The following is a 23434-nucleotide window of genomic DNA, read 5'->3' on the forward strand; positions in this document are numbered from 1 at the left end:
CTGCCCGGGGCGGGCAGCCTCCCACGGGAGGACGGGTCCCCGGTAGCCGCCGGTTCTCCCGGACGGCCCCGCCCGCCCGGCCCGCTCTGGCAAGCTGGACGCCATGTGCGGACGCTTCGCCTCCTCCACCGACCCCGCCGAACTGGTCCGGCTGTTCGGCGTCCAGCAGTGGGACCCGACCGAGACGATCGCGCCCAGCTGGAACGTCGCCCCCACCGCGAAGACCTACGCCGTCCTCGACCGGCCCCCGCGCGGCGGGCGCCACCCGGTGCGCCAACTGCACGCGCTGCGCTGGGGCCTGGTGCCCGGCTGGGCGAGCAGCCCCGACACCGCGGTCAAGATGATCAACGCCCGGGCGGAGACCGTCCACGAGAAGCCCGCCTACCGGCAGGCGTACGCCTCCCGGCGCTGCCTGATACCCGTCGACGGCTACTACGAGTGGCAGACCGCCCCCACCGACGACCTCGCCCGCCCGCCCCGCCGCCCCTACTTCGTGCACCGCGCCGACGGCGCGCCGCTCGCCCTGGCCGGGCTGTACGAGTTCTGGCGCGACCGCGAACGCCCCGGCGACCACCCCGACGCCTGGCTGGTCACCTGCACCATCGTCACCACCGCCGCCGAACCGCTGCTCGCCCCCGTCCACGAGCGGATGCCGCTCTACCTCGGCCCCGACCGCTGGAACGCCTGGCTCGACCCGCACGCCGAGACCGCCGACCTCACCCCGCCACCGCCCGGCGACCTGCGCATCCACGCCGTCCCCGACGAGGTCGGCAAGATCCGCAACAACCACCCCGGCCTGACCCGGCCGCGCACCGAGGACGACCGCACCACGCTGTTCTGAGCCGCCCGCGCCCGAGGAGGGGCGGGGGAGCGGATGGGTACGCTCGGGGCCGTGCAGCGCATCATCGACACCCCCGCCGGGGACGCCAGGCTCCACTACCACCGCGCCGCCCGACCGCGCGCCGTGCTGCTGCTCGGCCACGGCGCGGGCGGCGGCGTCGAGGCCCCCGACCTGCGGGCCCTCGCGGCCGCGCTGCCGGCCGCCGGCGTCACCGTGGTGCTGGCCGAACAGCCCTGGCGGGTGGCCGGCCGCAAGCTCGCCCCCGCCCCGGCCGCGCTCGACGCGGGCTGGCCCGCGCAGTTCGCCGCCGCGGCCGAGGAGGGCCTGCCGGTGTACGCGGGCGGCCGCAGCGCCGGCGCCCGGGTCGCCTGCCGGACCTCCGCCGCGCTCGGCGCGGCGGGCGTCCTCGCGCTGGCCTTCCCGCTGCACCCGCCCGGCCGGCCGGAGCGGAGCCGGGCGGACGAACTGCTCACCACCGGCCTGCCCACCCTGGTCCTCCAGGGCGGCGCCGACACCTTCGGCACCCCGGACGAGTTCCCCGCCCTGCCCGCCACCCACCGCCTTACCGGGGTCCCGCACGCCTCACACGCCTTCAGGACCCCGAAGAAGGCCCCGCTGACCCAGGACGAGGCCCTGGAACTGATCACCCGCACGGCCGCCGACTGGCTCCGGCAGCCCTGAACCCCGCCGCCCGCCGCCTCCGGACCCCCGGCGGGCGGAGCGGGCGGTGTGACCGCTCTCATACCGCGCCCCGCCGGAGGGAGGAGCGCGGCGCGGGGCGGCCGGAGCGGGTCGGCAAGGCCACGGCTCCGGCAGCGAGTTGTGCCGTCCGGGAATGCCCGGGTGGCGGACGGGGTTGCACGAGGCGTCAGAACATGCCCCCGGTGGAAAGGCAGCGTCCATGGGTTCGATCGCGTGCCGCGAGCGGCCGGAAGAGCGGGCTGCGCAGTCTGCGCTCCTGCCGGACTGGTCGGAGTGGGTTGTCGCGGGCGAGAAGCCGGTCAGCCCGATATCCTCGCTTGCGGGTCGGCCCGAGGTGGGCCGTGTGCGGGTTTCCGAGGAGGTGGGTCCAGTCGTCGGGACCGATGACGCGGCCGTGTCGGGCGCTGCCGGCGCCGACCAGGGCCGTCCGGAGGGCGAACAGCTCACCGGCGACGAACTGGCCGAGGCGATCGGCGAGGACACCTTCCGGGTGTCCGAGAACGAGAGCGAGGAGGCCAGGCGCGAGCGCTTCGAGCGCGACGCGCTCGGCTACCTGGACCCGATGTACTCGGCGGCGCTGCGGATGACCCGCAACCCCGCCGACGCGGAGGACCTGCTCCAGGAGGCGTTCGCCAAGGCGTACGCGTCGTTCCACCAGTTCCGCGAGGGCACCAACCTCAAGGCCTGGCTGTACCGCATCCTCACCAACACGTTCATCAACTCGTACCGCAAGAAGCAGCGCGAACCCCAGCGCACCGCGGCCGAGGAGATCGAGGACTGGCAGCTGGCGCGCGCCGAGTCGCACATGTCGACCGGCCTGCGGTCGGCCGAGGCGCAGGCGCTCGACCACCTGCCGGACAGCGACGTGAAGGACGCGCTCCAGGCCATCCCGGAGGAATTCCGGATCGCGGTGTACCTCGCGGACGTCGAGGGCTTTGCGTACAAGGAGATCGCGGACATCATGGGTACACCCATCGGTACGGTGATGTCCCGACTGCACCGTGGCCGCCGCCAGTTGCGCGGCATGCTGGAGGACTACGCCCGCGAGCGGGGGCTGGTCCCGGCCGGTACCGGTGCAGGGCAGGAAGCGAAGGGCGCGGGCTCATGAGCTGCGGAGATCCGCACGAGACCGAGTGCGGTGAGGTGCTCGACCACCTCTACGAGTTCCTCGACAACGAGATGGCCGAGGGCGACTGCGCCAAGCTGCGGGTGCACTTCGACGAGTGCTCGCCGTGCTTGGAGAAGTACGGCCTGGAGCAGGCGATCAAGGCGCTGATCAAGCGCTCCTGCGGGTGCGACGACACCCCGACCGACCTGCGGGCCAAGGTGCTGGCCCGGATCGACTCGATCCGCACCCAGCGCTCGGGAGAGGTGGACACCTCGGTGATCGAGGTGTCCTCGGTGAGCGTCGAGGTGACGGTCGACGGGACGGCCGGGCACGGCTCGGCGGTGGCGACCGCCGAGTAGCGCTCACTCGATCGGGTGAGCCGACGCTGCTCCGGCTGCGGCGATGCGCGATCGTGCGCCACGTCCGCGCGGGCGGGCCCTATTCTCTGACGAGTCCTCACGTCGGAGGGCCCGGTACGGGCGGGGGAGGCCGAGATCGCCAGCGGAAGCGAACGCCAGCGGAGCGCCGCCGCCCTGCCGGGGCCGGCCGCGGGCTACCTGGCCGCCGTCCTGGTGGCCGCGTCCGCGGTGCTGCTGCCGCTGGCCACCGTCGGCCCCGGGCTGGACTGGCCCCGGATCGGCCTGCTCGCCCTGCTGCACATGTGCCTGGAGTCGCTGGCGCAGGGCGCCCGCACCCCGTGCGCCCGGCTCTGGCGCCGACTGCGCGGCCGCCCCGCCGACGAGGCCCCGGCCGACCCGCGGGGCAGCGGCTTCTTCCCGGTGCTGTTCGCGGGCGTGCTGATGCTGCCGCCCGCTGCCGCCGCCCTGGTCGCCCTGCCCGGGGCGCTGCTCGGGCCCGCCGTCCCGCCGCGCGCCCTGCGCCGGGTGTGGAACGCCGCCCAGCTGGCCCTGGCCGCCGCTGCCGCCGCCGAGGTGTTCCGGCTGCTCGGCGGGGCCCGGCTGCTGCTCGGCACCCGCTTCCCCGGGGCCGCGCTCGGCGCGCTGGCCGCAATCCTGACGTTCTGCCTGGTCAACGGCGTGCTGGTGACCGGCATGGTCCGGCTGACCTGCGGCTCGGCCAGCCCCGGCGCGGCCCGCGCGCTGCGCCGGGCCGCCCCCGCCGCGCTGCTGCACGGCGCGGGCGGGCTGATGATCGCGGTGCTCTGGCAGGGCCCGTACGGGGCGTTCGCCGCGGTGCTCGGGCTGCTGCCGCTGACCATCACCGCCTGGCTGTCCGCGCAGGGCCACCGCGAGCGGGCCGCGCACCGGGCCACCGTGCAGGCCCTGGTGCAGGCCGTGGAGATCAAGGACTCCTACACCCGCGGCCACAGCGAACGGGTCGGCCGGGCCTCGGTGCTGATCGCCCGCCAGCTCGGCCTGGCCGAGGACCGGGTGCGCACCCTGCACTTCGCCGGGACGCTGCACGACGTCGGCAAGCTCGCCGTCGCCACCGAGCTGCTGCGCCGCAACGGGCCGCTGACCGACGCCGAGCGGCGCGCCGTCGAGGTGCACCCGGTGTTCGGGCACGAGCTGGTGCGGCAGCTGGACTTCCTCGGCGAGGGCCGCGACGGCATCCTGCACCACCACGAGCGGATGGACGGCCGCGGCTACCCGCACGGGCTGACCGGGGACCGGATTCCCGAGTTCGCCCGGATCATCTCGGTCGCCGACGCCTTCGACTCGATGACCTCCACCCGCTCCTACCGGCGCGGCCGTCCCGTCCCGGAGGCGGTCGCCGAACTGGAGCGGTGCGCCGGCAGCCAGTTCGACCCGATGATGGTCTCGGCGCTGGTCGAGGCCGTCGCCGAGCACGGCTGGCAGCCCGAACCGCCACCGCCCGGCGGCTGGGACGGCGAGGTGCCGGACATCCCGCTCGGCGTGCCCGAGCCGGCCCGGCTGCCGCAGCAGTCCGGCACCGGCCTGCCGACCGGGGGAGCGGCGTGACCACCCGCCGCCCGGCCCCGGCCGACCTGCTGCTCGCCGCCTCCGCCGCGCTCGCCGCCGCCGCCGTGCTGCACGCGCTGGCCGACGGCGTCGCCCAGGGCCGGGTCGCGCTGGCCTTCGCGGTGCTGATCGGCCTCGGCCAGTGCGCCGGGCCCGCCCTGCCCGGCGACCGCGAACCCGCGCCCGTCGCCACCGCCGTCGCCCTGGCGTACGCGCTGCTCGGGCCGCTGCACGGGCTGCCCACCACGCACGGGGTGCTCCAGGTCGCGGGCGTCACCGCGGCCGGCACCCTGCTTGGGCTTGGCGCCCAGCTCGGCGGGCAGGCCGTGCTGGCCGCCGCCCGGCACCGGCCGCGCACCCCGCCCGCCGGGCTGGACGCCGCCGCCCGCCGGCTGGTCACCGTCGCGTTCGCCGCGCTGCTGTTCCAGCCGCTGTACAACACCGGCCTCACCGACCGGCTGCCCGGCCCCGCGTACGGGGCGCTGCTGGCGGGCGTGGCCGCGCTGGCCGCGCTCGGCGACGCGGTGCTGGCCGCCGCCCAGCAGGCCGCCCGCACCGGGCTGCGGTACGCCGCCGCGCTGGAGGACCAGCTGCACGCGCTGCTCGGCATCGGCTCCGCGCAGGTCGCCACCGGGCTGCTGCTGAGCCTGCTCGCCGGGGAGGCCGGGCTGTGGGCGCTGCCGGTGTTCTGCCTGCCGCTGATCCTCGCCCAGACCTCGTTCCGGCGGGCCGTCGCGGTGCGGGCCACCACCGGGCAGACCATCGAGACGCTGGCCCGGGCCACCGAGATCGCCGGGTACACCACCCCGGGGCACGCCCGCCGGGTCGCCGACACGGCGTGCGCGCTGGGGCGCGAACTCGGGCTCGGCAGCCGGGAGCTGACGCTGCTGGAGTACGCCGCGCTGATGCACGACATCGGGCAGCTGTCGCTGGTCGAACCCGTCCCGGGCGGGGCCACCGCGCTGCTGCCCGACGGCGAGCAGCAGCGCATCGCCCGGCTCGGCAGCGAGGTGATCCAGCGCACCGGAGTGCCCCGGCAGGTGTGGCAGCAGGTCGCCCGGCTGGCCGACCCGTGCCGCCTGGCCGACGGCCGGCACGACCCCACCCTGCCGCTGGCCTCCCGGATCATCCGGGTCGCCAACGCCCACGACGACCTGCGCACCGCCGCCGCCGACCGCCCCCGCGGCGGCCTGCTCGACCCGCTGGAGCACCTGCGGCTGGAAGCCGGGCCCGGCTACGACCCGGTGGTGCTGGACGCGCTGGCCCGGCTCGGCCGCCGCGGCCACCGCGCCGCCCGCGGTCCGGACCGCCGCTGCCGCCCGGCGGCCTGAATGGCCGCGCGGGGCGCGCGGCCGGGTGCGGGCGTGGTTGGATGCGGTCGTGGCGGGAAGACCCGGAGGCGGGGCGACCCGGTGACGACCGACGGCAAGGGACCAACGTGAGGATCTTCCACCGCGCACGGCACCGTCCGTCGGCGACCTGGCGGCAGACCACCGACCGTGCGTTCACCCTGATCGGCGACGGCCGCTACGAGGACGCCGGGGCGCTGCTGGTGATGGCGGCGGACCTGGAGCCGTGGCTGTCGGACTCCTGGTTCAACCTGGCCCTGCTGCACAAGTTCCGCCGGGACTGGGAGCAGGCCCGCTCGGCCGGCCTGCGCGCCGTCGCCCTGCTCGACCGCCAGCACGGCGCCCCGGACTGGTGGAACCTCGGCATCACCGCCACCGCCCTGCAGGACTGGCCGCTGGCCCGCCGGGCCTGGCAGGCGTACGGGCTGCGGCTGCCCGGCGGGCCCGCCCTGGACGGGCCGATCGAGCTGGACCTGGGCACCACCCCGGTGCGGCTGTCCCCGGACGGCGAGTCCGAGGTGGTGTGGGGCCGGCGGCTGGACCCGGCCCGGATCGAGGTGCTGTCCATCCCGCTGCCGTCCTCCGGCCGCCGCTGGGGCGAGGTGGTGCTGCACGACGGCGCCCCGCACGGCGAGCGGGTCGCCGACGGCGTCGCCTACCCGGTCTTCGACGAGATCGAGCTGTGGGCGCCGTCCCCGGTGCCGACCTGGGTGGTGCTGCTCCAGGCCGCCACCGCCGCCGACCGGGACGCGCTGGAGAAGACGGTGGCCGACGCCGGGTACGCCGCCGAGGACTGGACCTCCTCGGTGCGGCTGCTGTGCCGCACCTGCTCGGAGTCCCGGATGGCCATCGACGACGGCCACACCGCCCACCACGACCCGCACGACGACGGCGACCCGCTGCACCCCGGCCACCTCAGCCACCTCAGCCAGGGCGCGGCCGGCGGCCCCTGGCAGGTCGAGCGCGAGTGCGGGATCGCCGCGCCCGCCGGCCTGGTCCGCTCCCTGCTGGAGCGCTGGGCCGCCGCCTCCCCCGTCACCCGCGCCTACCGGGACCTCGAAGAGGTCTGCTGACCCCGCCGCGTCCCGAGGGGCCGGGAGGTGACCCCGCCCCGGACCGCGCCCCGTACCCTGGACCGGTACACCAGGCGGATGCGGACGAAAGCGGAACCGAGCGATGGCCGAGCACCACGACCACGAGCACGAGCACGGACACGACCACGCGCACGAGGACACCGAGCCCCAGCGGGTGGTGGGCGAGGAGCCCGACCTGACGAAGGGCACCGCCCGTCCGATCACCGTGGTCGGCAACCCGGTGCTGCACCGCGAGGTCAGGACCGTCACCGCCTTCGACGGCGAACTCTCCGCGCTGATCGACGACATGTTCCAGTCCATGTACGCGGCGGAGGGCGTCGGCCTGGCCGCCAACCAGATCGGCGTCGACCTGAAGGTCTTCGTCTACGACTGCCCCGACGACGAGGGCGTCCGGCACGTCGGCCACGTGGTCAACCCGGTCCTGGAGGAGCTGCCGGCCGGCCGCCGGGTGCTGGACGACGGCCAGGAGGGCTGCCTGTCCGTCCCCACCGCCTACCAGGAGCTGGCCCGCCCCGACCACGCGGCCGTCACCGGCCAGGACAAGGACGGCAACCCGGTCCGGGTCGAGGGCACCGGCTTCTTCGCCCGCTGCCTCCAGCACGAGACCGACCACCTGTACGGCTACCTGTACATCGACCGCCTCTCCAAGCGCGACCGCAAGGACGCGCTGCGGCAGATGGCCGAGGGCACCCCCAAGTACGCCACCGTCCCGAACGACTGACGCCGCGGCGGGCACGCGCGGAGGGCCGCACCCCGCCGGGGTGCGGCCCTCGTCGTCGGTGGCGGGGCGGCCTAGAAGTCGTCGTCGAAGGAGACCGAGCCCTCGACGGCCACCTGGTAGGCGGAGACCCGGCGTTCGAAGAAGTTGGTGAGCTCCTGGACGTTCTGGAGCTCCATGAAGCCGAACGGGTTGGTGGAGCCGTAGCGGATCGGCAGGCCGAGGCGGGCCAGGCGCTGGTCGGCGACGGCCTGGAGGTACTCGCGCATCGACTCGGTGTTCATGCCGGGCAGGCCCTCGCCGCACAGGTCGCGGGCGAACTGGAGCTCGGCCTCGACGGCCTCCTCCAGCATCTCGGTGACCTGCTGCGCCATCTTGTCGTCGAAGAGGTCGGGCTCCTCCTCGCGCACGGTGTCGACCACCGAGAACGCGAAGTCCATGTGCATCGACTCGTCGCGGAAGACCCAGTTGGTGCCGGTGGCCAGGCCGTGCAGCAGGCCGCGGCTGCGGAACCAGTACACGTAGGCGAACGCGCCGTAGAAGAACAGGCCCTCGACGCAGGCCGCGAAGCAGATCAGGTTGAGCAGGAAGGCCCGGCGGTCCTCCTTGCTCTGCAGCGAGTCGAGGTGGTCGACCGCGTTCATGTACGTGAAGCAGAACTGGGCCTTCTGCGCGATGGAGGGGATGTTCTCCACCGCGGCGAAGGCGGCGTTGCGGTCCTCCGGGTCGGGCAGGTAGGTGTCGAGCAGCGTCAGGTAGAACTGGACGTGCACGGCCTCCTCGAACAGCTGCCGCGACAGGTAGAGCCGGGCCTCGGGGGAGTTGATGTGCTTGTAGAGGCTCAGCACCACGTTGTTGGCGACGATCGAGTCGCCGGTGGCGAAGAACGCGACCAGCCGGCCGATCATGTGCCGCTCGCCCTCGGAGAGCTTGGCGAGGTCGGCGACGTCGGAGTGCAGGTCCACCTCCTCCACGGTCCAGGTGTTCTTGATCGCGTCCCGGTACCGGTCGTAGAACGACGGGTAGCGCATCGGACGCAGCGTCAGCTCGAAGCCCGGGTCGAGCAGCATCTTCTTCTGGTCTTCGGTGCTCACTGGCAGGCCTCGCAGGACTCGGGGTTCTCCAGCGAGCAGGCGATGGCGTCCTGCTCGGCCTGGGAGAGGGTGGGGGTCTGCACCGGCACGGGGGCGGCGGTGCGGGTGGCGCCGGACGCGGCCTGGGCGATCCGGGTCGCCGGGCGCGAGCGCAGGTAGTAGGTGGTCTTCAGACCGACCTTCCAGGCGTAGGAGTACATCGAGGAGAGCTTGCCGATGGTCGGCGCGGCCATGAACAGGTTCAGCGACTGGCTCTGGTCGATGTACGGCTGGCGGGCGGCGGCCAGGTCGATCAGCGCGCGCTGCGGCAGCTCCCACGCCGTGCGGTACAGCGAACGGACCTCCTGCGGCAGCCAGTTGAACTCCTGGATGGAGCCGTTGGCGTCGCGCAGCGCGTCCCGGGTCTGCTGGTCCCAGACGCCCAGCTCCTTGAGCTCGCGCACCAGGTACGGGTTGACCTGGAGGAACTCGCCGGACAGCGTCTCGCGCTTGAACAGGTTGGAGACCTGCGGCTCGATGCACTCGTACACGCCGGCGATGGACGCGATGGTCGCGGTCGGGGCGATCGCCAGCAGCAGCGAGTTGCGCAGGCCGACCTCGGCGATCCGGGCGCGCAGCGCCTCCCAGCGCTCGGTCCACCGCGGGTTCGCCGAGCCGAAGTGGTCGACGTGCAGCTGGCCGCGGGCGGCCCGGGTCTCGCCGTACGCCTCGTGGCGGCCGAACTTCTCGGCCAGGTCGGCGGAGCGCTCGTACGCGGTGAGCATGATGCGCTCGGAGATCAGGGTGGAGAGGGTCTTCGCCTCGGCGGAGTCGAAGTCGATCCGCAGCTGGAAGAAGACGTCCTGCAGGCCCATCACGCCCAGGCCGACCGGCCGCCAGCGGGAGTTGGAGGTGCCGGCCTCGGTGGTCGGGTAGAAGTTGATGTCGATCACGCGGTCGAGGAAGGTCACCGCGGTGCGGACGGTGGCGTCCAGCCGGTCCCAGTCCATCGCGTTCAGCAGGTCGGCGGCGGTGGCGCCGGGGGCGACGTGCGCGCCCAGGTTGACCGAGCCGAGGTTGCAGACCGCGGTCTCGGAGTCGTCGGTGACCTCCAGGATCTCGGTGCACAGGTTCGAGGAGTGCACCGTGCGGCCGGGCAGCGCGGTCTGGTTGGCGGCCCGGTTGGAGGCGTCCTTGAAGGTCATCCAGCCGTTGCCGGTCTGCGCCAGGGTGCGCATCATCCGGGCGTACAGGGTCTGCGCGGGGATGGTGCGCACGGCCTTGCCGGCCAGCTCGGCCTTGACGTACGCCTCGTCGAACTCGGCGCCCCACAGGTCGACCAGCTCCGGTACGTCGGCCGGGGAGAACAGCGACCAGTGGGCGTTGGCGTTGACCCGGCGCATGAACTCGTCCGGAATCCAGTGCGCCAGGTTCAGGTTGTGGGTGCGCCGGGCCTCCTCGCCGGTGTTGTCGCGGAGTTCCAGGAACTCCTCGATGTCGGCGTGCCAGGTCTCCAGGTACACGCAGGCCGCGCCCTTGCGCCGGCCGCCCTGGTTGACCGCCGCCACGGAGGAGTCCAGGGTGCGCAGGAACGGCACGATGCCGTTCGACTGGCCGTTGGTGCCGCGGATCAGCGAGCCGCGGGAGCGGATGCGCGAGTAGGACAGGCCGATGCCGCCGGCGTGCTTGGAGAGCCGGGCGATCTGCGCGTACCGGTTGTAGATCGAGTCCAGGTTGTCCAGCGGCGAGTCCAGCAGGTAGCAGGAGGACATCTGCGGGTGCCGGGTGCCGGAGTTGAACAGCGTCGGCGAGCTGGTCAGGTACTCCAGCCGGCTCATCAGGGTGTACAGCTCGGCGACCTCGCGCACCGACTCCTCGGTGGTGCCGACCGCCAGGCCCGCCGCCACCCGCAGCAGGAAGTGCTGCGGGGTCTCGACCACCTTGCGGGTGATCGGGTGGCGCAGCAGGTAGCGGGACTGCACGGTGCGCAGGCCGAAGTACTCGAAGCGGTCGTCGCCCGCCTCGTCGATCAGCGAGTCGAACAGGCCGGCGTGCTCGGCCACGAACGCGGCGGTGGCATCGCCGATCAGGCCCTCGGCGTGGCCCGCGGCCACCGAGGAGGAGAACGAGGTGACGCCCTGGGTGGCGGCCTCGTCGCGGATCTCCAGCGCCAGCAGGCGGGCGGCCAGCTTCGAGTACTGCGGGTCCTCGGCGATCATCGACGCGGCGGCCTCCACGGCCAGCCCGCGCAGCTCGGCGAAGTCCGAGCCGGCGTGGCGGCCGCGCAGCGCGGCGGCGGCGACGTGGCCGGGGTCCACCTGGGGGAGGTCGGTGCTGCGGTCGGTGAGCAGCCGGAGCAGCGCCGCACCGGGATCGGTGAAGGCGTCGGCGGATACCTGGGACGGCAGGGTGACTGAGGCGGCGACGGTCAAGGCGCACTCTCTCCTGTGGCGGCGGACGTGGCTCGGGTCGTCCGGCACCGCACGCGGCCAGGGGAGGGCGGCACGAAGGAACGAGAACGCGTTCCGGCGCGCGAAGACCACCCCCGGTCCGCCCGCGAGACCGGACGGAAAAGCTGTGCTGCATGGCGTCTGCGGGGATGCCGTGTCGCACACCGTCGGCAGGTCCTCGGACTGCGCGGGCGTCGCAGCAACCCGCTCACCGTTGCGGGGCAGTCCCGGATTCGCACCGGATTCCCCTGCGTCGACAGCGAGAGTGAGCATACATGTTGTGGTGGCTGGAACTGGAAGCACCAGATGTAGTAGCGCGTGTCGCGTCGGCGGTGCCGCGCGTAGACAACGAAACCGTCCGCGAACCGTCCGCCGGCCGCCCACGAACCGTCCGCCGACCGCCCACGAACCGTCCGCGAACCGCCCACTGACTGCCCGTGGGCCCGCTCGTGAACCCGCCCGCGGACGGCCTGCGGACGGCTTCGGGGCCCGGCTCGGGGCCCGCCCTCAGAACCGCGTCGTGTAGACCCACAGGTCCGTGCCGGGCGCCGCCGACCAGTCCCGCGCGGGGCTGCGGACGAAGCCCAGGGCGTCGTAGATCCGGTGCGCGGCGGTCATCGTCGGCCGGGTGGAGAACGCCATCCCGGCCAGTCGCAGTTCCCGGCTGCGCGCGATCGAGGCCCGCACCAGGGCCCGGCCGACGCCGCGCCCGCGGGCCGCCGCGCCGACCGCGAGCATCCGGATCTCGCCCTCGTCGGGGTGCGCGACGTCCGCCCACGCGGTGCCGCCGGGCGCGAAGGTCACGCAGCCGAGCACCGCCCCGCCGTCGTCGACGGCGACCAGGAGCTCGGCCTCCCGGTTGCGGCGGGCGGCGTCGCGGAGGAGTTCGGCGTACGGGGAGTCGGGGCGGGTGTGGCCGTCGCCGACGAAGGCTTCGACGCTGACCTCCCCGGCTCCGGCGAGGTCGCGGTCGAGGGCGCGGCGGACGGTCGGGGAGCGCATCCGGACAGTGTGCCGGACGGCCGCCGGCGCGGGTCGGCCAGGTCCGGGTCGAACGGGTAGCCGCCCGGCCGGTGCACGTCGTCGCGGCCGTGCCGGCCGTTGCGGTCCAGGTCGCGGCCGACCAGGACGCCGAGGAGTCCGAAACTGCCGAGGAGGCCCAGCAGGGCGAGTGCGGTGGTCATGCCTCCACTGTCCGCGCCCGGCCGGGGCCGGACGAGTGGCAGGAACGCACCATTGCCACGAAATCCTGCCACTGCCATGCTGGCCGGATGCGGAAGCTGGAGAACGTCGCCGTCGTGGTGCTGGAGGAGGTCCACCCCTTCGAACTGGGGGTGGCCTGCGAGGTGTTCGGCCTGGACCGGAGCGAGAGCGGCCTGCCGGTCTACGACTTCGCCCTGGTCGGCGACCGCCCCGGCCCGATGCGCACCCACTCCGGCTTCACCGTCGACGTCCCGCACGGCCCCGAGCGGATCGCCGGGGCCGACCTGGTGATCGCCACCGCCACCGGCATCCGCGCGCACTACCCCGAGGAGGTCTGCGCGGCGCTGCGGGCCGCCCACGACCGCGGCGCCCACCTGCTGTCGATCTGCTCCGGCAGCTTCCTGCTCGGCGCGGCCGGCCTGCTCGACGGCCGCCGCTGCACCACCCACTGGCGCTACGCCGACCTGATGGCCGAGCGCTTCCCGCTGACCACCGTCGAACCCGGCGTGCTGTACGTGGACGACCACCCGGTGATCACCTCGGCCGGCACCGCCGCGGGCATCGACGCCTGCCTGCACCTGGTCCGCAAGGTGCAGGGCGCCGAGGTGGCCCGGGCGATCGCCCGCCGGATGGTGGTCGCCCCGCACCGGGACGGCGGCCAGGCCCAGTTCATCAACCGGCCGGTGCCCGAGGGCGGCGGCGAGTCGCTGGCCGGGGTGCTGGAGTGGATGCGCCGCCACCTCGACCGGGAGACCGGCGTCGACCAGCTCGCCCGGCTCGCCCACATGTCGCCGCGCACCTTCGCCCGCCGCTTCCGGGAGGAGACCGGCACCACCCCGCACCGCTGGCTGACCGGCCAGCGGGTGCTGCTCGCGCAGCACCTGCTGGAGTCCACCGGCGAGAGCGTGGACGCCATCGCCACCCGCTGCGGCTTCGGCAACGCCGCCACCCTGCGACACCACTTCGGCCGCCGCCTCGACACCACCCCGCAGGCCTACCGCCGAGCCTTCGGCGGCCCGCGCCGCGCCGCCGGGCCGCAGTACCAGGACGCCTGACCGGGGCACGGCGGGGGAGCGGGGACGAGGGCTGGAACCAAGGGCTGGAACCAAGGGCTGGAACGAGGGCCGGAACGAGGGCTGGAACGAGGGCTGGAACGAAGGGCTGGAACGAGGGCCGGAACGAGGGCTGGAACGAAGGGCTGGAACGAAGGGCTGGAACGAAGGGCTGGAACGAGGGACCGGGCCGCGGACGCCGGGCTGCGGCAGCAGGGCGTCCGGGCCCGGGGTGCCCCTGCCGGGAGTCGCCCGTCCGGGACGAGCCGCAGGCGCTCGCGGCCCCGTGGCGGGGGCCAGGTCGGGGGTCGGGTTTCCGTGCCGCCGGGCTGCGGCAGCAGGGCGTCCGGGCCCGGGGTGCCCCTGCCGGGAGTCGCCCGTCCGGGACGAGCCGCAGGCGCTCGCGGCCCCGTGGCGGGGGCCAGGTCGGGGGTCGGGTTTCCGTGCCGCCGGGCTGCGGCAGCAGGGCGTCCGGGCCCGGGGTGCCCCTGCCGGGAGTCGCCCGTCCGGGACGAGCCGCAGGCGCTCGCGGCCCCGTGGCGGGGGCCGGGCCGGGGGTCGGGTTTCCGTGCCGCCGGGCTGCGGCAGCAGGGCGTCCGGGCCCGGGGTGCCGGCGTGGGGCTGCGGTCAGGTCGAGAGGTGGTCGGTGCGGTTCCAGCCGGTCGGGCGCAGCCGTCCCTCGTGGGACCGCCACGTGCTGGTCGAGCAGTTCGCCACCGGGGGCAGGGCCAGCAGCTCCCGCTCGGTCGGCCGGTCCAGGACGTGGCGCAGCATCAGGACCGTGCAGTCGTGCGCCACCACCAGCACCGGCCGGCCGGCCTCCTCCGCGCACAGGTCGCGCAGCAGGTCGCGGACCCGCAGGGCCACGTCCAGCCAGGACTCGCCGCCCGGCGGGCGGTAGTACAGCTCGCCCATCCGCCGCCGCCGGGCCGCCTCCGCGGGGTGGTCGCGTTCGATCGCGGCCTTGGTGAGCATCTCCAGCACGCCAAGCTCGCGGTCCCGCAGCCGCTCGTCGTGGCGCACCGCCAGCCCCACCTGGACGGCTCCCAGCCCGGACGCCTGGGCCAGCGCGATCCGGGCGGTCTCGGCGGTGCGCACGTACGGGGAGCACCACACCGAGCGCGGCCGGTCGGCGGGCGGCAGTTCGGCCCACCAGCGGCCCAGGTCGCGGGCCTGGTCCTGGCCGTGCAGGGAGAGCGGGATGTCGGCGTCCCGGCAGGTGATCGGGACGGCGAGCGCGCCGCTGGCGTCCGCGTGCCGGAACTCCACGTTGGCGGTGGACTCGCCGTGCCGGGTGGCGATCAGGAGCGAGGGCAGTCTCGGTCCGGGGTCCGGCTGCTGCGCCTCCGGACGGTGCCCGTTGCGTACCGTGGTGAGGTCGGTCATGGCGGTGGCTCCCCGTGGTCGGTGGCGCGGGCGAGTGGACCCGTCTCCCCCGGTCTCTCCAGGGAGCGGGCGGTCATAACAGATGGTCGCGCCGTCACCCCAGTGTCGATCGGGGCAACGGCGCGACCACAGGGCGCATGGCGCGGCTATGCGCGCCCCCGGTGCGTCAGTGCGCCACCGCGGGCTGTGGAGCACGCTCCACGGCCTCGTCGCCGGACTCCGCGGAATAGTCCGCCTTCGAGGTCTCGTCGGCCCCCTCCGGGGCCTTCAGGGCCCGCAGCACCAGCGTCAGGACCACGGCCACCGCCAGGTTCAGCACGAACGCGGTCAGACCGATGTAGCCGGTCTGCCCGATCCCCGGGATGTTCGAGCTGCTGCCGCCGAAGTGCTTGGTGGCCGGGGAGGAGATCCCCCAGGCCAGCCAGGTGCCGTACACCATGCCGACCGCCCAGCCCGCCAGCAGCGCCCAGCGGTGGAACCACCGGGTGAACAGGCCCGCCACCAGCGCCACCGCGGTCTGCAGGATCCACAGGCCGCCCAGCAGCTGGAAGTTGATCGCCACCTGCTTGTCCATCAGCAGCACGAACACCAGCGCGCCGACCTTCACCAGCAGCGAGGCGATCTTCGCCACCCGGGTCTCCTCGGCCGGCGTCGCGTCCGGCTTCAGGAACTCCTTGTAGACGTTCCGGGTGAACAGGTTCGCCGCCGCGATCGACATGATCGCCGCCGGCACCAGCGCGCCGATCCCGATCGCCGCGAACGCCACCCCGGTGAACCAGGACGGGAACATGTCCGCGAACAGCTGCGGCACCGCCAGCTGGCTGTTGTAGCCCTTCACACCCTTGCCCACCCCGGCCGCGATCGCCAGGAAGCCCAGCAGCGCCAGCAGGCCCAGCATCAGCGAGTACGCCGGCATGATCGCCATGTTCCGGCGCACCGTGTTGCGCGACTTCGAGGCCAGCACGCCGGTCACCGAGTGCGGGTACATGAACAGCGCCAGCGCCGAACCGAACGCCAGCGTCGCGTACGCCCACTGCCCCGACGGGCCGACCACCAGCGCCCCGCTCGGCTTCCCGTTCGCCCCGAGCGTGGCGAACTTGTGCTGCGCCGCGTCGAACACGTGCCCGTAGCCGCCCAGCCGCATCGGGATGTAGACCACCGCCACGATGATCACGATGTAGACCAGCGCGTCCTTGACGAACGCGATCAGCGCCGGCGCCCGCAGGCCCGAGGAGTACGTGTACGCGGCCAGCACGCCGAACGCGATGAACAGCGGCAGGTCCTTCAGGAACCAGTTGCCGCTGCCGCCCACGCCCAGCACGTCCAGTACCGCCTGGATGCCGACCAGCTGCAGCGCCACGTACGGCATGGTCGCCAGGATGCCGGTCAGCGCCACCGCCACCGACAGCCCGCGCGAGCCGTACCGGCCGCGCACGAAGTCCGCCGGCGTCACGTACCCGTGCACCCGCGACACCGACCACAGCCGGGGCAGGAACAGGAACACCAGAGGGTACGCGATGATCGTGTACGGCACCGCGAAGAAGCCCGCGGCGCCGGCCGCGTAGATCGCCGCCGGCACCGCGATGAACGTGTACGCGGTGTACAGGTCGCCGCCCAGCAGGAACCAGGTGATCCAGGTGCCGAAGCTCCGGCCGCCCAGCCCCCACTCGTGCAGGTGCGCGGCGTCCGCGGCGCGCCGCCAGCGGGAGGCCAGGAAGCCCATCACCGTCACCGCGGCGAAGAACAGCAGGAAGACCGTCATCGCGGTCCAGTCGACGTGCTTCACGACCGGCCCCCGTCCGACGGCTGGGCGGGCAGGACCGGGACGGCGGCGGGGACGGCCTTGCGGGCCGCCTCGTCCCGCCGGATCAGCAGGTACGCGGCGCCGGTGAACAGCGCCGACACCGGCACCCACAGCAGCTGGTACCAGTAGAAGAACGGCATTCCGCCGAGTTCGGGAGAGGTCTTGCTGTAGGACGGCACCCACAGCACCACCACGATCGGCACCAGCAGGCACAGGCCGGCCAGCACCCGGGCGGGGGAGACCACGGGCGGTGCGCCCGCGGCAGGGACTTGGGACGACGACACGAGCGGCTCCTGGCTGACGAGGAGTCACCTCAGTGGCACCGCAACGCACATGGCTGTGCGCCCGCCGAGCAGCACCCTCGGTGATCGAAAGGTCCCCGAGAGGCTAGGGCAGCGGAGCGACCCGTGTCACTACCCGGTCAACCCGGATCGCCCGTTCACACGCCCGTTCACACGGACTCACACCGGCCGGTTCAACCGCGTGATGAACTTGTACCGGTCGCCGCGGTAGATCGAGCGCACCCACTCGACCGGCGCGCCGTCCGCGTCGAAGGAGTGCCGGGACAGCTGCAGCATCGGCAGGCCCAGGTCGGAGCCGAGCAGGCCGGCCTCGCGCGGGTTGGCCAGGGTGGTCTCGATGGTCTCCTCGGCCTCCGCGACCGTCACCCCGTAGACCTCGCGCAGCGCGGTGTACAGCGAGTTGTGCTTGGCCAGGTTGCGCCGGAGCGCGGGGAAGCGCTTGGCGGACAGGTGCGCCACCTCGATGGCCATCGGGTCGCCGTTGGCCAGCCGCAGGCGCTCGATCCGCAGCACCCGGCCGCCGGGCTTGATGTCCAGCAGCGGGGCGAGCCGCTCGTCGGCGGAGATGTAGGCGACCTCGACCAGCCGGGAGGTCGGCTCCAGGCCCTGGGCGCGCATGTCCTCGGTGTACGAGGTGAGCTGGAGGGCCTGGGCGACCTTCGGCTTGGCGACGAAGGTGCCCTTGCCCTGGATGCGCTCCAGCCGGCCCTCGACGACCAGCTCCTGCAGGGCCTGCCGGACGGTGGTGCGCGAGGTGTCGAACTGGGCGGCCAGCGCGCGCTCCGGCGGGACCGGCGTCCCGGCCGGCTGGGTCTCGGTCAGCTGCAGCAGGTGCCGCTTGAGGCCGTAGTACTTGGGGACCCGGGCCGTGGCGGTGGCAGGGCCGGTCTGGGTCGGCACGGTGGAGCCCTCGGCGAGCGCCGCCGTGTCCCTGTCGCCACTCATGGCAGCTCTCACTCCTCGTTGGAGGCGGTCCCTTAACGGACCCCTAAGTCCTATGTAACAGCACATGTTTGCACGCACGGGAGAGCAAACGTGAGCCCTCGGCCGCATTCGCGGCCGGTGGCGGGCCCGTGGCGGCCCGGTGGCGGCCCCGCGGGCCTTCCGGGGGCTCCGGACGGCCCCGGTCAACGCGACGGGCCCGGAACGGGCGCCAGGCGCCCGCCCCGGGCCCGTCCCGAGTGTCTCAGCCGGCCTGGACGGCCGTCACCGCGAGCCCCGCCAGCGCCTCCGCCGCGGCGATCGCGCAGACCCGCGAGCCGCCGTAGGTGGCCAGCGTGGTCACCCCGCGCGGGGCGAACAGCTCGGCCACGCCGTGGGCGGTGCCGATCTCCACCACCACCGCGTCCGGCCGGTGCTCGACCAGGGCCAGCGCGGCCCGGCGCATCCAGCCGTGCCGGTGCACGTCGCGCACCACCAGCACCAGCGGGCGGCCGACCGCGGCGCCCAGCAGCGGGGCGGTGTCGATCTCGGCGTCGTCGGCGGCCACCGCGACGTGCAGCAGGCCGGAGCCCTCGGTCACCGTCGCGGGCGGGGAGACCCGGCTGGAGGTGGTGCCGGGCACCAGCTCGGCCAGCGGCCCGGCCACGCCCCACGGGGTCTCGTCGCCGGCCGCGATGTTCGCGCCGGGGGAGAACTCCACCACGTGCGGGACGCCGCCCAGCGGGCGCAGCCCGCCGGTGATCCGCAGCGCCCGGCGGGCGGCGGTCAGACCGACGCCGACCTCGGCCTGCTGGCCGACCAGCGAGGCCCGCAGCTCGGCCGACCAGCGGGCGACGGCCCGGTTGCGCTCGGCGGCCTCGTGCAGCCGTTCGGCGGACAGCCGGCCCTCGCGGACCGCCCAGACCAGGGCGTCGCGCAGGTAGACGAAGGCGTCCTCGTCCTGGAGGCCGCCGCCGACGCAGATGGTGTCGGCACCGGCCGCGACGGCCCGCACCGAGCCGGCCGCGACGCCGTGGGTGCCGGAGATGGCGCCCATCTCGATGCCGTCGGTGACGATCAGCCCGTCGAAGCCGAGCTCCTCGCGGAGCAGGCCGGTCAGGATGCGCTGCGACATGGTCGCGGGCAGCTGGGCGTCGTAGGCGTCGAACAGGATGTGCGCGGTCATGATGCTCTTCGCGCCGGCCGCGATGGCGGCGCGGAAGGGCAGCAGGTGCGCGGCGAACTGGTCGGCGGCCAGGTCGATCCGGGGCAGCCCGAGGTGCGAGTCGCCGGCGGTGTCGCCGTGGCCCGGGAAGTGCTTGGCGCAGGCCGCGACGCCGGCCGACTGCAGGCCGCGGACGTAGGCGGCGGTGTGCCGGGCGGCCAGCTCGCCGTCGCCGCCGAAGGACCGGACGCCGATCACCGGGTTGTCCGGGTTGGAGTTGACGTCCGCGTCGGGCGCGTAGTTGAGGTTCACGCCGACGCCGGCCAGGTCGAACCCGATGGAGCGGGCGACCCGCTCGGTGAGGTCGGTGTCGTCGACCTCACCGAGCGCCAGGTTGCCGGGGTAGGAGGAACCGCTGACCACTTCGAGGCGGGTGACGTCGCCGCCCTCCTCGTCGGTGGCGACCAGCAGCTCGCCGTTGAGGGCGTACAGCTCCGAGGTGAGCGCGGCGACCTGCTGCGGGGTGCGGATGTTGCGGCCGAACAGGGCGACGCCGCCGAGTTCGCCGTCGCCCAGTCTGCGGCGCAGCCACTCGGGCGCGGTCAGACCGGCGAAGCCGGGCTGCAGGACCGCTCCGGCGTCGCGGAGGAGATCGGCGCTTTCCGTACCGGGCATCGCCTTGGTTCCTTCCCTGGAGGTGGAGGTGTGACAGGTGCAGTGGGGTGGGGAAAGGGGGCTCAGCCCTTGACCGCACCGGCGGTGAGACCCGCCGACACCTTCTTCTGGAAGAACACGAACAGGATGATCACGGGCAGCGAGACCAGCAGACCGCCGGCCATCTGCGCGCCGTAGTCCGCGCCGCGGGTGGGAGTGGTCGAGTAGAACGTCAGCCAGGTCATCGAGGTGTTCATGCCGCTGGTGCCCAGCAGGGTCTTGGCGACGATGAACTCGTTCCAGGCCTGGATCCAGCTGTACACCGAGGTGGTGATCAGACCGGGCAGGGTGAGCGGCAGGATGACGCGGAAGAACGCGCCCCACTGGGTGCAGCCGTCGACCATCGCGGCCTCGTCCAGCTCCGCCGGGATGTTCACGATGAACGAGCGCAGCGTCCAGATCACGTACGGGACGGTGAAGACCAGGTAGGCGAGGATGACGCCGAACAGGCCGCCGGTCATGTTGAGGCTGTTCATCACCACGAACAGCGGGATGATGATCGCCAGCAGCGGCACCATCTGGACCACCAGCATGGTGACGATGAAGAAGTTGCGGCCGCGGAAGTTGAACCGGGCCACGCCGACCGCGGCCAGGAAGCCGACCGCGACGCCCAGCACGACCGCGCCCAGGGTCAGCACCAGGGTGTGCCCGAGGCTGGGCAGGAACTGGTCGTCGTCGAAGATCGTCCGGTAGCTGTCGAGCGAGAACGAGGAGGGCCAGAAGGTCGGGTCCTTGGAGATCAGGTCCTTGTTCGTCTTGAACGTGGTGATGATCATCCAGTAGATCGGGAAGGCCATCACGACCGCCACGAGCAGGGCGAGGGTGTTCCAGACCCAGGTCATGGCGCCGCTGCGGCCGACCTCGGTCTCCTTGACCTTCTTCCGCTTGACCGGCGGGAGCGGCTGCTGGGTCTTCGGAGCGGTGGTGGAGACGTCCGTGGTCATCGCTCGTTGGCTCCGATCTTGAGCATCTGGCGGATGTAGTACACGAGAACCGCCAGCATCATGACGATCATGGCGATCGAGATCACCGAGGCTTCGCTGTACCGGGAGGCGACGATGCCCTGCATGTACAGGTAGGTGCCGATGGTCCGGTAGCCGGGTTCGGGCGAGGTGTTGCGCAGCGCGAAGATCTGCGCGAAGACCTGGAAGTCCCAGATGAAGCTCAGCGCGGTGGAGATCATCAGGAACGGCCGGATGACCGGCAGGGTGACGTTGCGGAACGCCTGGAACGCGTTGGCGCCGTCCAGCTTGGCGGCCTCCATCAGCTCCTTGGGCACCTGGGTCAGCGCGGCGTACAGGCCCAGCACCAGGAAGGGCAGCGCGCCCCAGATGACCACCGCGGCGCCGACCACGTAGAGGCCGACGTGCGCGTCGGCGAACCAGTCGTAGTTCTTCCAGGTCTCGTCGCCGGTGACCAGGTAGGCGATGTAGTCGACGACGCCGCCCTGCGGGGAGAACAGCCAGCGGAACACCTGGCCGTTGACCAGCGCCGGGATCGACCAGACGAACATCATCACGGTGATGACGGTGACCCGGACCCAGTTGGAGACCCGGTTGAGCAGCAGCGCCAGTGCCATCGACAGCACCATGGAGAGGATGACCAGCTCCGCGGTGAAGTAGACCGAGCGGAGCACGACCTCCCAGAACTCGCTGTCGCCGAAGACCCGCGAGAAGCCGTCGAAGCCGATGTACTTCGCCCGCTCCGGGTGGACCAGCAGCGCGTACTTGTTGACGTTCTGGAAGGCCAGGTCGATCAGCCGGTACAGCGGGTACGCCAGAACGCCCGCCAGTACGACGACCGCGGGCAGCAGCAGGGTGTAGGGGATGTAATGGCCGGCCGCGAAGAACCCGCGCCGCTGCGGCTTCCCCGTCGGGGCAGGCCCCTGGTTCTCGGACCGGGTCACGGTCTCGTTGGTGGTCACACTCATCAGGGTCCTTCCCGGGCCCGCGGATCTGGTCGGTCCTGGCGCACGGGTGGGCAGCCCGCGGTATCGCGGACTGCCCACCCCCTATCCGGCGCTCAGTGCGGTGGTCCGTCCGGGGAGCACCGTTGGAACTCCCCGGGCCGACCTGCGGTTCAGCTGGAGCTGGATCAGCCGTTCAGGGTCTTCAGAAGGTCGTCGTTCGCCTTCTTCAGCTCGGTGGCCGGGTCGCCACCGGCGGCGATCGCACCGAAGGCGGTCTTCAGCGCGGTCTCGTTGGTGCCGGACCACAGCGGGGTGTTCGGGATGAACCAGGTCTCGCCCTGGGCCGCGTCACCGGTGGCCTTGTTCGCCGGGTCGGCCGCCTTGTAGGCGTCCACCAGGTTCTTGGCGTTCGGGATGGCGTGCTTGGCGAGCAGGGTCTGCTGCGCGGTGTTGGTGTAGATCTGCAGGAAGGTCGCGCCCAGGCCGGCGTTCTTGGCGTTGGTCGGGACGGCCAGGTCGGAGCCGCCCAGGAAGGCCGGGGTGGTGCTGCCGGCCGCGGCGCCCGGGAGGGCGAAGGTGCCGAGCTTGTCCTTCAGGGACGGGTCGCCGGTCTTCGGGTCGGCCACGGAGGAGACCTCCCAGCCGTTGCCGATGATGGCGGCGATGTTGCCCTTGGCCATCAGGGCGTCCTGGGTGGCCTCGTCGGAGGTGGTGCCACCGGTGGAGAAGTTCTTCTGCAGGTCGTTCCAGGTGGAGACGCCCTCAACGAACTTCGGGTCGGCCAGGGTGCTGGTCCACTTGTCGCCGTCCTTCTTGGCGATGACGTTCTTCACGCCGTAGGTGCCGGCGCCGAAGGAGACGGCGGTGTACCAGTTCTGACCCGGCAGGTACATCGCGGAGAAGCCCGGGGTGCTGGCGTTGGCGGCCTTGACCTTGGTCAGGGCGTCCTTCAGCTCGGCCAGGGTGGTCGGGGCCTGGGTGACACCGGCGGCCTCGAAGAGGTCCTTGCGGTAGATCACGACGCGGGCACCGGCGTAGTACGGGACGGCGTAGGTCTTGGAGCCGTCGGGCGACTGGCCGGAGGCGGCCAGCGAGTCCAGCCACTTGTCCGAGTTGTCGAACTTGCTCTTCACCGAGGTGAGGTCGACGAAGGACTCGGCGTCGATGTACTTGGCGGCCTGGGTGTTGCCGACCTCGATCGCGTCGGGGGCGTTGCCCGAGAGCAGGGCGGTGTCGAGCTTGGTGGTGTAGTTGGTCCAGGTCTGCCACTGGATGTCGACGTCGGCGCCGGTCTTCTGCTTGAACTCGGCCTTCGCCGCCTCGACGACCTCGTTCCAGCCCTTCTGGGCGTCGTCCATCAGCCAGACGGTGATCTTCTTGCCCTTGCCGTCCGTGCTCAGGACGTCACCGCTCGACTTGCTGTCGGACGAAGAAGACGACGAGCAGGCCGAGGCGACGAGCACGGTGGCGATAGCGGCCACGGCTGCGATCTTGCGGTTCAAACCATCCTCCAGAGGGATGAGCAAGGTAGGGCACCGGGCTGCTGGGCCGACTGGCCTGGAGCTGCGTTGTGCCGTATGGGGGAACGTCACCGGGTGACACGGATACGAACTGCCGGGGCCGGCGGGCCGATCCGTGAGGTGGAGTAGACCATTGGTTTAGACCAACGCCTGGAGGTTGGCATGGACCAATGGCGAGCG

At 73.0% G+C, this 23434-nt stretch carries 20 protein-coding genes and 1 riboswitch; of the genes, 9 read left to right on the forward strand and 11 right to left on the reverse strand.

The features are described from left to right. The first annotated feature begins 103 nt into the window (after window positions 1-103). The 8 genes from QMQ26_RS22565 to def all read left to right on the forward strand — a co-directional run bounded on the left by QMQ26_RS22565 (window position 104) and on the right by def (window position 7758). Window positions 104-841 (forward strand): SOS response-associated peptidase, encoded by a 738-nt coding sequence (locus QMQ26_RS22565; RefSeq protein WP_282202504.1) that lies wholly within the window; start codon window positions 104-106, stop codon window positions 839-841. Between the two features lie 33 nt (window positions 842-874). After that, window positions 875-1522, forward strand: coding sequence for an alpha/beta hydrolase family protein (locus QMQ26_RS22570; RefSeq protein ID WP_100836425.1), 648 nt, complete (start codon window positions 875-877; stop codon window positions 1520-1522). A 478-nt stretch (window positions 1523-2000) separates the two neighbouring features. Continuing rightward, on the forward strand, window positions 2001-2651 hold the full coding sequence (locus QMQ26_RS22575; RefSeq protein WP_404814195.1) for a sigma-70 family RNA polymerase sigma factor: 651 nt from the start codon (window positions 2001-2003) through the stop codon (window positions 2649-2651). Continuing rightward, window positions 2648-3010, forward strand: coding sequence for a mycothiol system anti-sigma-R factor (gene rsrA, locus QMQ26_RS22580; protein ID WP_100836423.1), 363 nt, complete (start codon window positions 2648-2650; stop codon window positions 3008-3010). The genes QMQ26_RS22575 and rsrA overlap by 4 nt, the downstream gene beginning before the upstream one ends. 213 nt (window positions 3011-3223) lie before the next feature. Then, window positions 3224-4594: an HD-GYP domain-containing protein gene (locus QMQ26_RS22585; protein WP_282202506.1), complete on the forward strand. Its 1371-nt coding sequence runs from the start codon at window positions 3224-3226 to the stop codon at window positions 4592-4594. Beyond that, on the forward strand, window positions 4591-5925 hold the full coding sequence (locus QMQ26_RS22590; protein WP_282202507.1) for an HD-GYP domain-containing protein: 1335 nt from the start codon (window positions 4591-4593) through the stop codon (window positions 5923-5925). The genes QMQ26_RS22585 and QMQ26_RS22590 overlap by 4 nt, the downstream gene beginning before the upstream one ends. A 107-nt stretch (window positions 5926-6032) precedes the next feature. After that, on the forward strand, window positions 6033-7016 hold the full coding sequence (locus tag QMQ26_RS22595; RefSeq protein ID WP_100836420.1) for a tetratricopeptide repeat protein: 984 nt from the start codon (window positions 6033-6035) through the stop codon (window positions 7014-7016). Window positions 7017-7119: 103 nt separating this feature from the next. Further along, entirely contained in the window at window positions 7120-7758 is a 639-nt protein-coding gene (gene def / locus QMQ26_RS22600) for a peptide deformylase (RefSeq protein WP_100836419.1), read from the forward strand. A gap of 71 nt (window positions 7759-7829) precedes the next feature. On the opposite strand, the gene QMQ26_RS22605 is transcribed toward def, so the two are convergent. The 3 genes from QMQ26_RS22605 to QMQ26_RS22615 all read right to left on the reverse strand — a co-directional run bounded on the left by QMQ26_RS22605 (window position 7830) and on the right by QMQ26_RS22615 (window position 12280). After that, window positions 7830-8825 carry a ribonucleotide-diphosphate reductase subunit beta gene (locus QMQ26_RS22605; RefSeq protein ID WP_100838506.1) on the reverse strand — a complete coding sequence of 332 codons (996 nt, stop codon included), beginning with the start codon at window positions 8823-8825 and terminating at the stop codon, window positions 7830-7832. A gap of 20 nt (window positions 8826-8845) precedes the next feature. After that, window positions 8846-11260, reverse strand: coding sequence for a ribonucleoside-diphosphate reductase subunit alpha (locus tag QMQ26_RS22610; RefSeq protein WP_282202508.1), 2415 nt, complete (start codon window positions 11258-11260; stop codon window positions 8846-8848). A gap of 170 nt (window positions 11261-11430) precedes the next feature. Beyond that, a riboswitch (cobalamin riboswitch) is annotated at window positions 11431-11557 on the reverse strand. Between the two features lie 228 nt (window positions 11558-11785). Then, the gene (locus tag QMQ26_RS22615; protein ID WP_282202509.1) at window positions 11786-12280 is read right to left on the reverse strand and encodes a GNAT family N-acetyltransferase; all 495 of its coding nucleotides are present in this window, start codon (window positions 12278-12280) and stop codon (window positions 11786-11788) included. A gap of 269 nt (window positions 12281-12549) precedes the next feature. Here QMQ26_RS22615 and QMQ26_RS22620 point away from each other — a divergent pair, with 269 nt between their 5' ends. Further along, window positions 12550-13536, forward strand: a complete 987-nt coding sequence (locus QMQ26_RS22620) for a helix-turn-helix domain-containing protein (RefSeq protein ID WP_282202510.1) — start codon at window positions 12550-12552, stop codon at window positions 13534-13536. 624 nt (window positions 13537-14160) lie between these two features. Here QMQ26_RS22620 and QMQ26_RS22625 read toward each other — a convergent pair. The 8 genes from QMQ26_RS22625 to QMQ26_RS22660 form a co-directional block, all read right to left on the reverse strand. Next, window positions 14161-14919: a histidine phosphatase family protein gene (locus QMQ26_RS22625; protein WP_282202511.1), complete on the reverse strand. Its 759-nt coding sequence runs from the start codon at window positions 14917-14919 to the stop codon at window positions 14161-14163. Between the two features lie 166 nt (window positions 14920-15085). Beyond that, the gene (gene mctP / locus QMQ26_RS22630) at window positions 15086-16681 is read right to left on the reverse strand and encodes a monocarboxylate uptake permease MctP (RefSeq protein WP_282206594.1); all 1596 of its coding nucleotides are present in this window, start codon (window positions 16679-16681) and stop codon (window positions 15086-15088) included. 20 nt (window positions 16682-16701) lie between these two features. After that, a complete protein-coding gene (locus tag QMQ26_RS22635) occupies window positions 16702-17007 on the reverse strand; it encodes a DUF3311 domain-containing protein (RefSeq protein ID WP_318552012.1) in 306 nt (101 codons plus the stop codon). A 177-nt stretch (window positions 17008-17184) separates the two neighbouring features. Continuing rightward, a complete protein-coding gene (locus QMQ26_RS22640) occupies window positions 17185-17970 on the reverse strand; it encodes a GntR family transcriptional regulator (RefSeq protein ID WP_100836414.1) in 786 nt (261 codons plus the stop codon). A 241-nt stretch (window positions 17971-18211) separates the two neighbouring features. Next, entirely contained in the window at window positions 18212-19786 is a 1575-nt protein-coding gene (locus QMQ26_RS22645; RefSeq protein WP_100836413.1) for a glycoside hydrolase family 3 protein, read from the reverse strand. Between the two features lie 62 nt (window positions 19787-19848). Next, entirely contained in the window at window positions 19849-20769 is a 921-nt protein-coding gene (locus tag QMQ26_RS22650) for a carbohydrate ABC transporter permease (protein WP_100836412.1), read from the reverse strand. Continuing rightward, the gene (locus QMQ26_RS22655; RefSeq protein WP_282202512.1) at window positions 20766-21755 is read right to left on the reverse strand and encodes a carbohydrate ABC transporter permease; all 990 of its coding nucleotides are present in this window, start codon (window positions 21753-21755) and stop codon (window positions 20766-20768) included. The genes QMQ26_RS22650 and QMQ26_RS22655 overlap by 4 nt, the downstream gene beginning before the upstream one ends. A gap of 164 nt (window positions 21756-21919) precedes the next feature. Further along, window positions 21920-23215, reverse strand: coding sequence for an extracellular solute-binding protein (locus QMQ26_RS22660; protein ID WP_282202513.1), 1296 nt, complete (start codon window positions 23213-23215; stop codon window positions 21920-21922). Between the last annotated feature and the right edge of the window lie 219 nt (window positions 23216-23434).

Origin of the sequence: Kitasatospora fiedleri (assembly GCF_948472415.1) — a bacterium.
Classification (GTDB): domain Bacteria; phylum Actinomycetota; class Actinomycetes; order Streptomycetales; family Streptomycetaceae; genus Kitasatospora; species Kitasatospora fiedleri.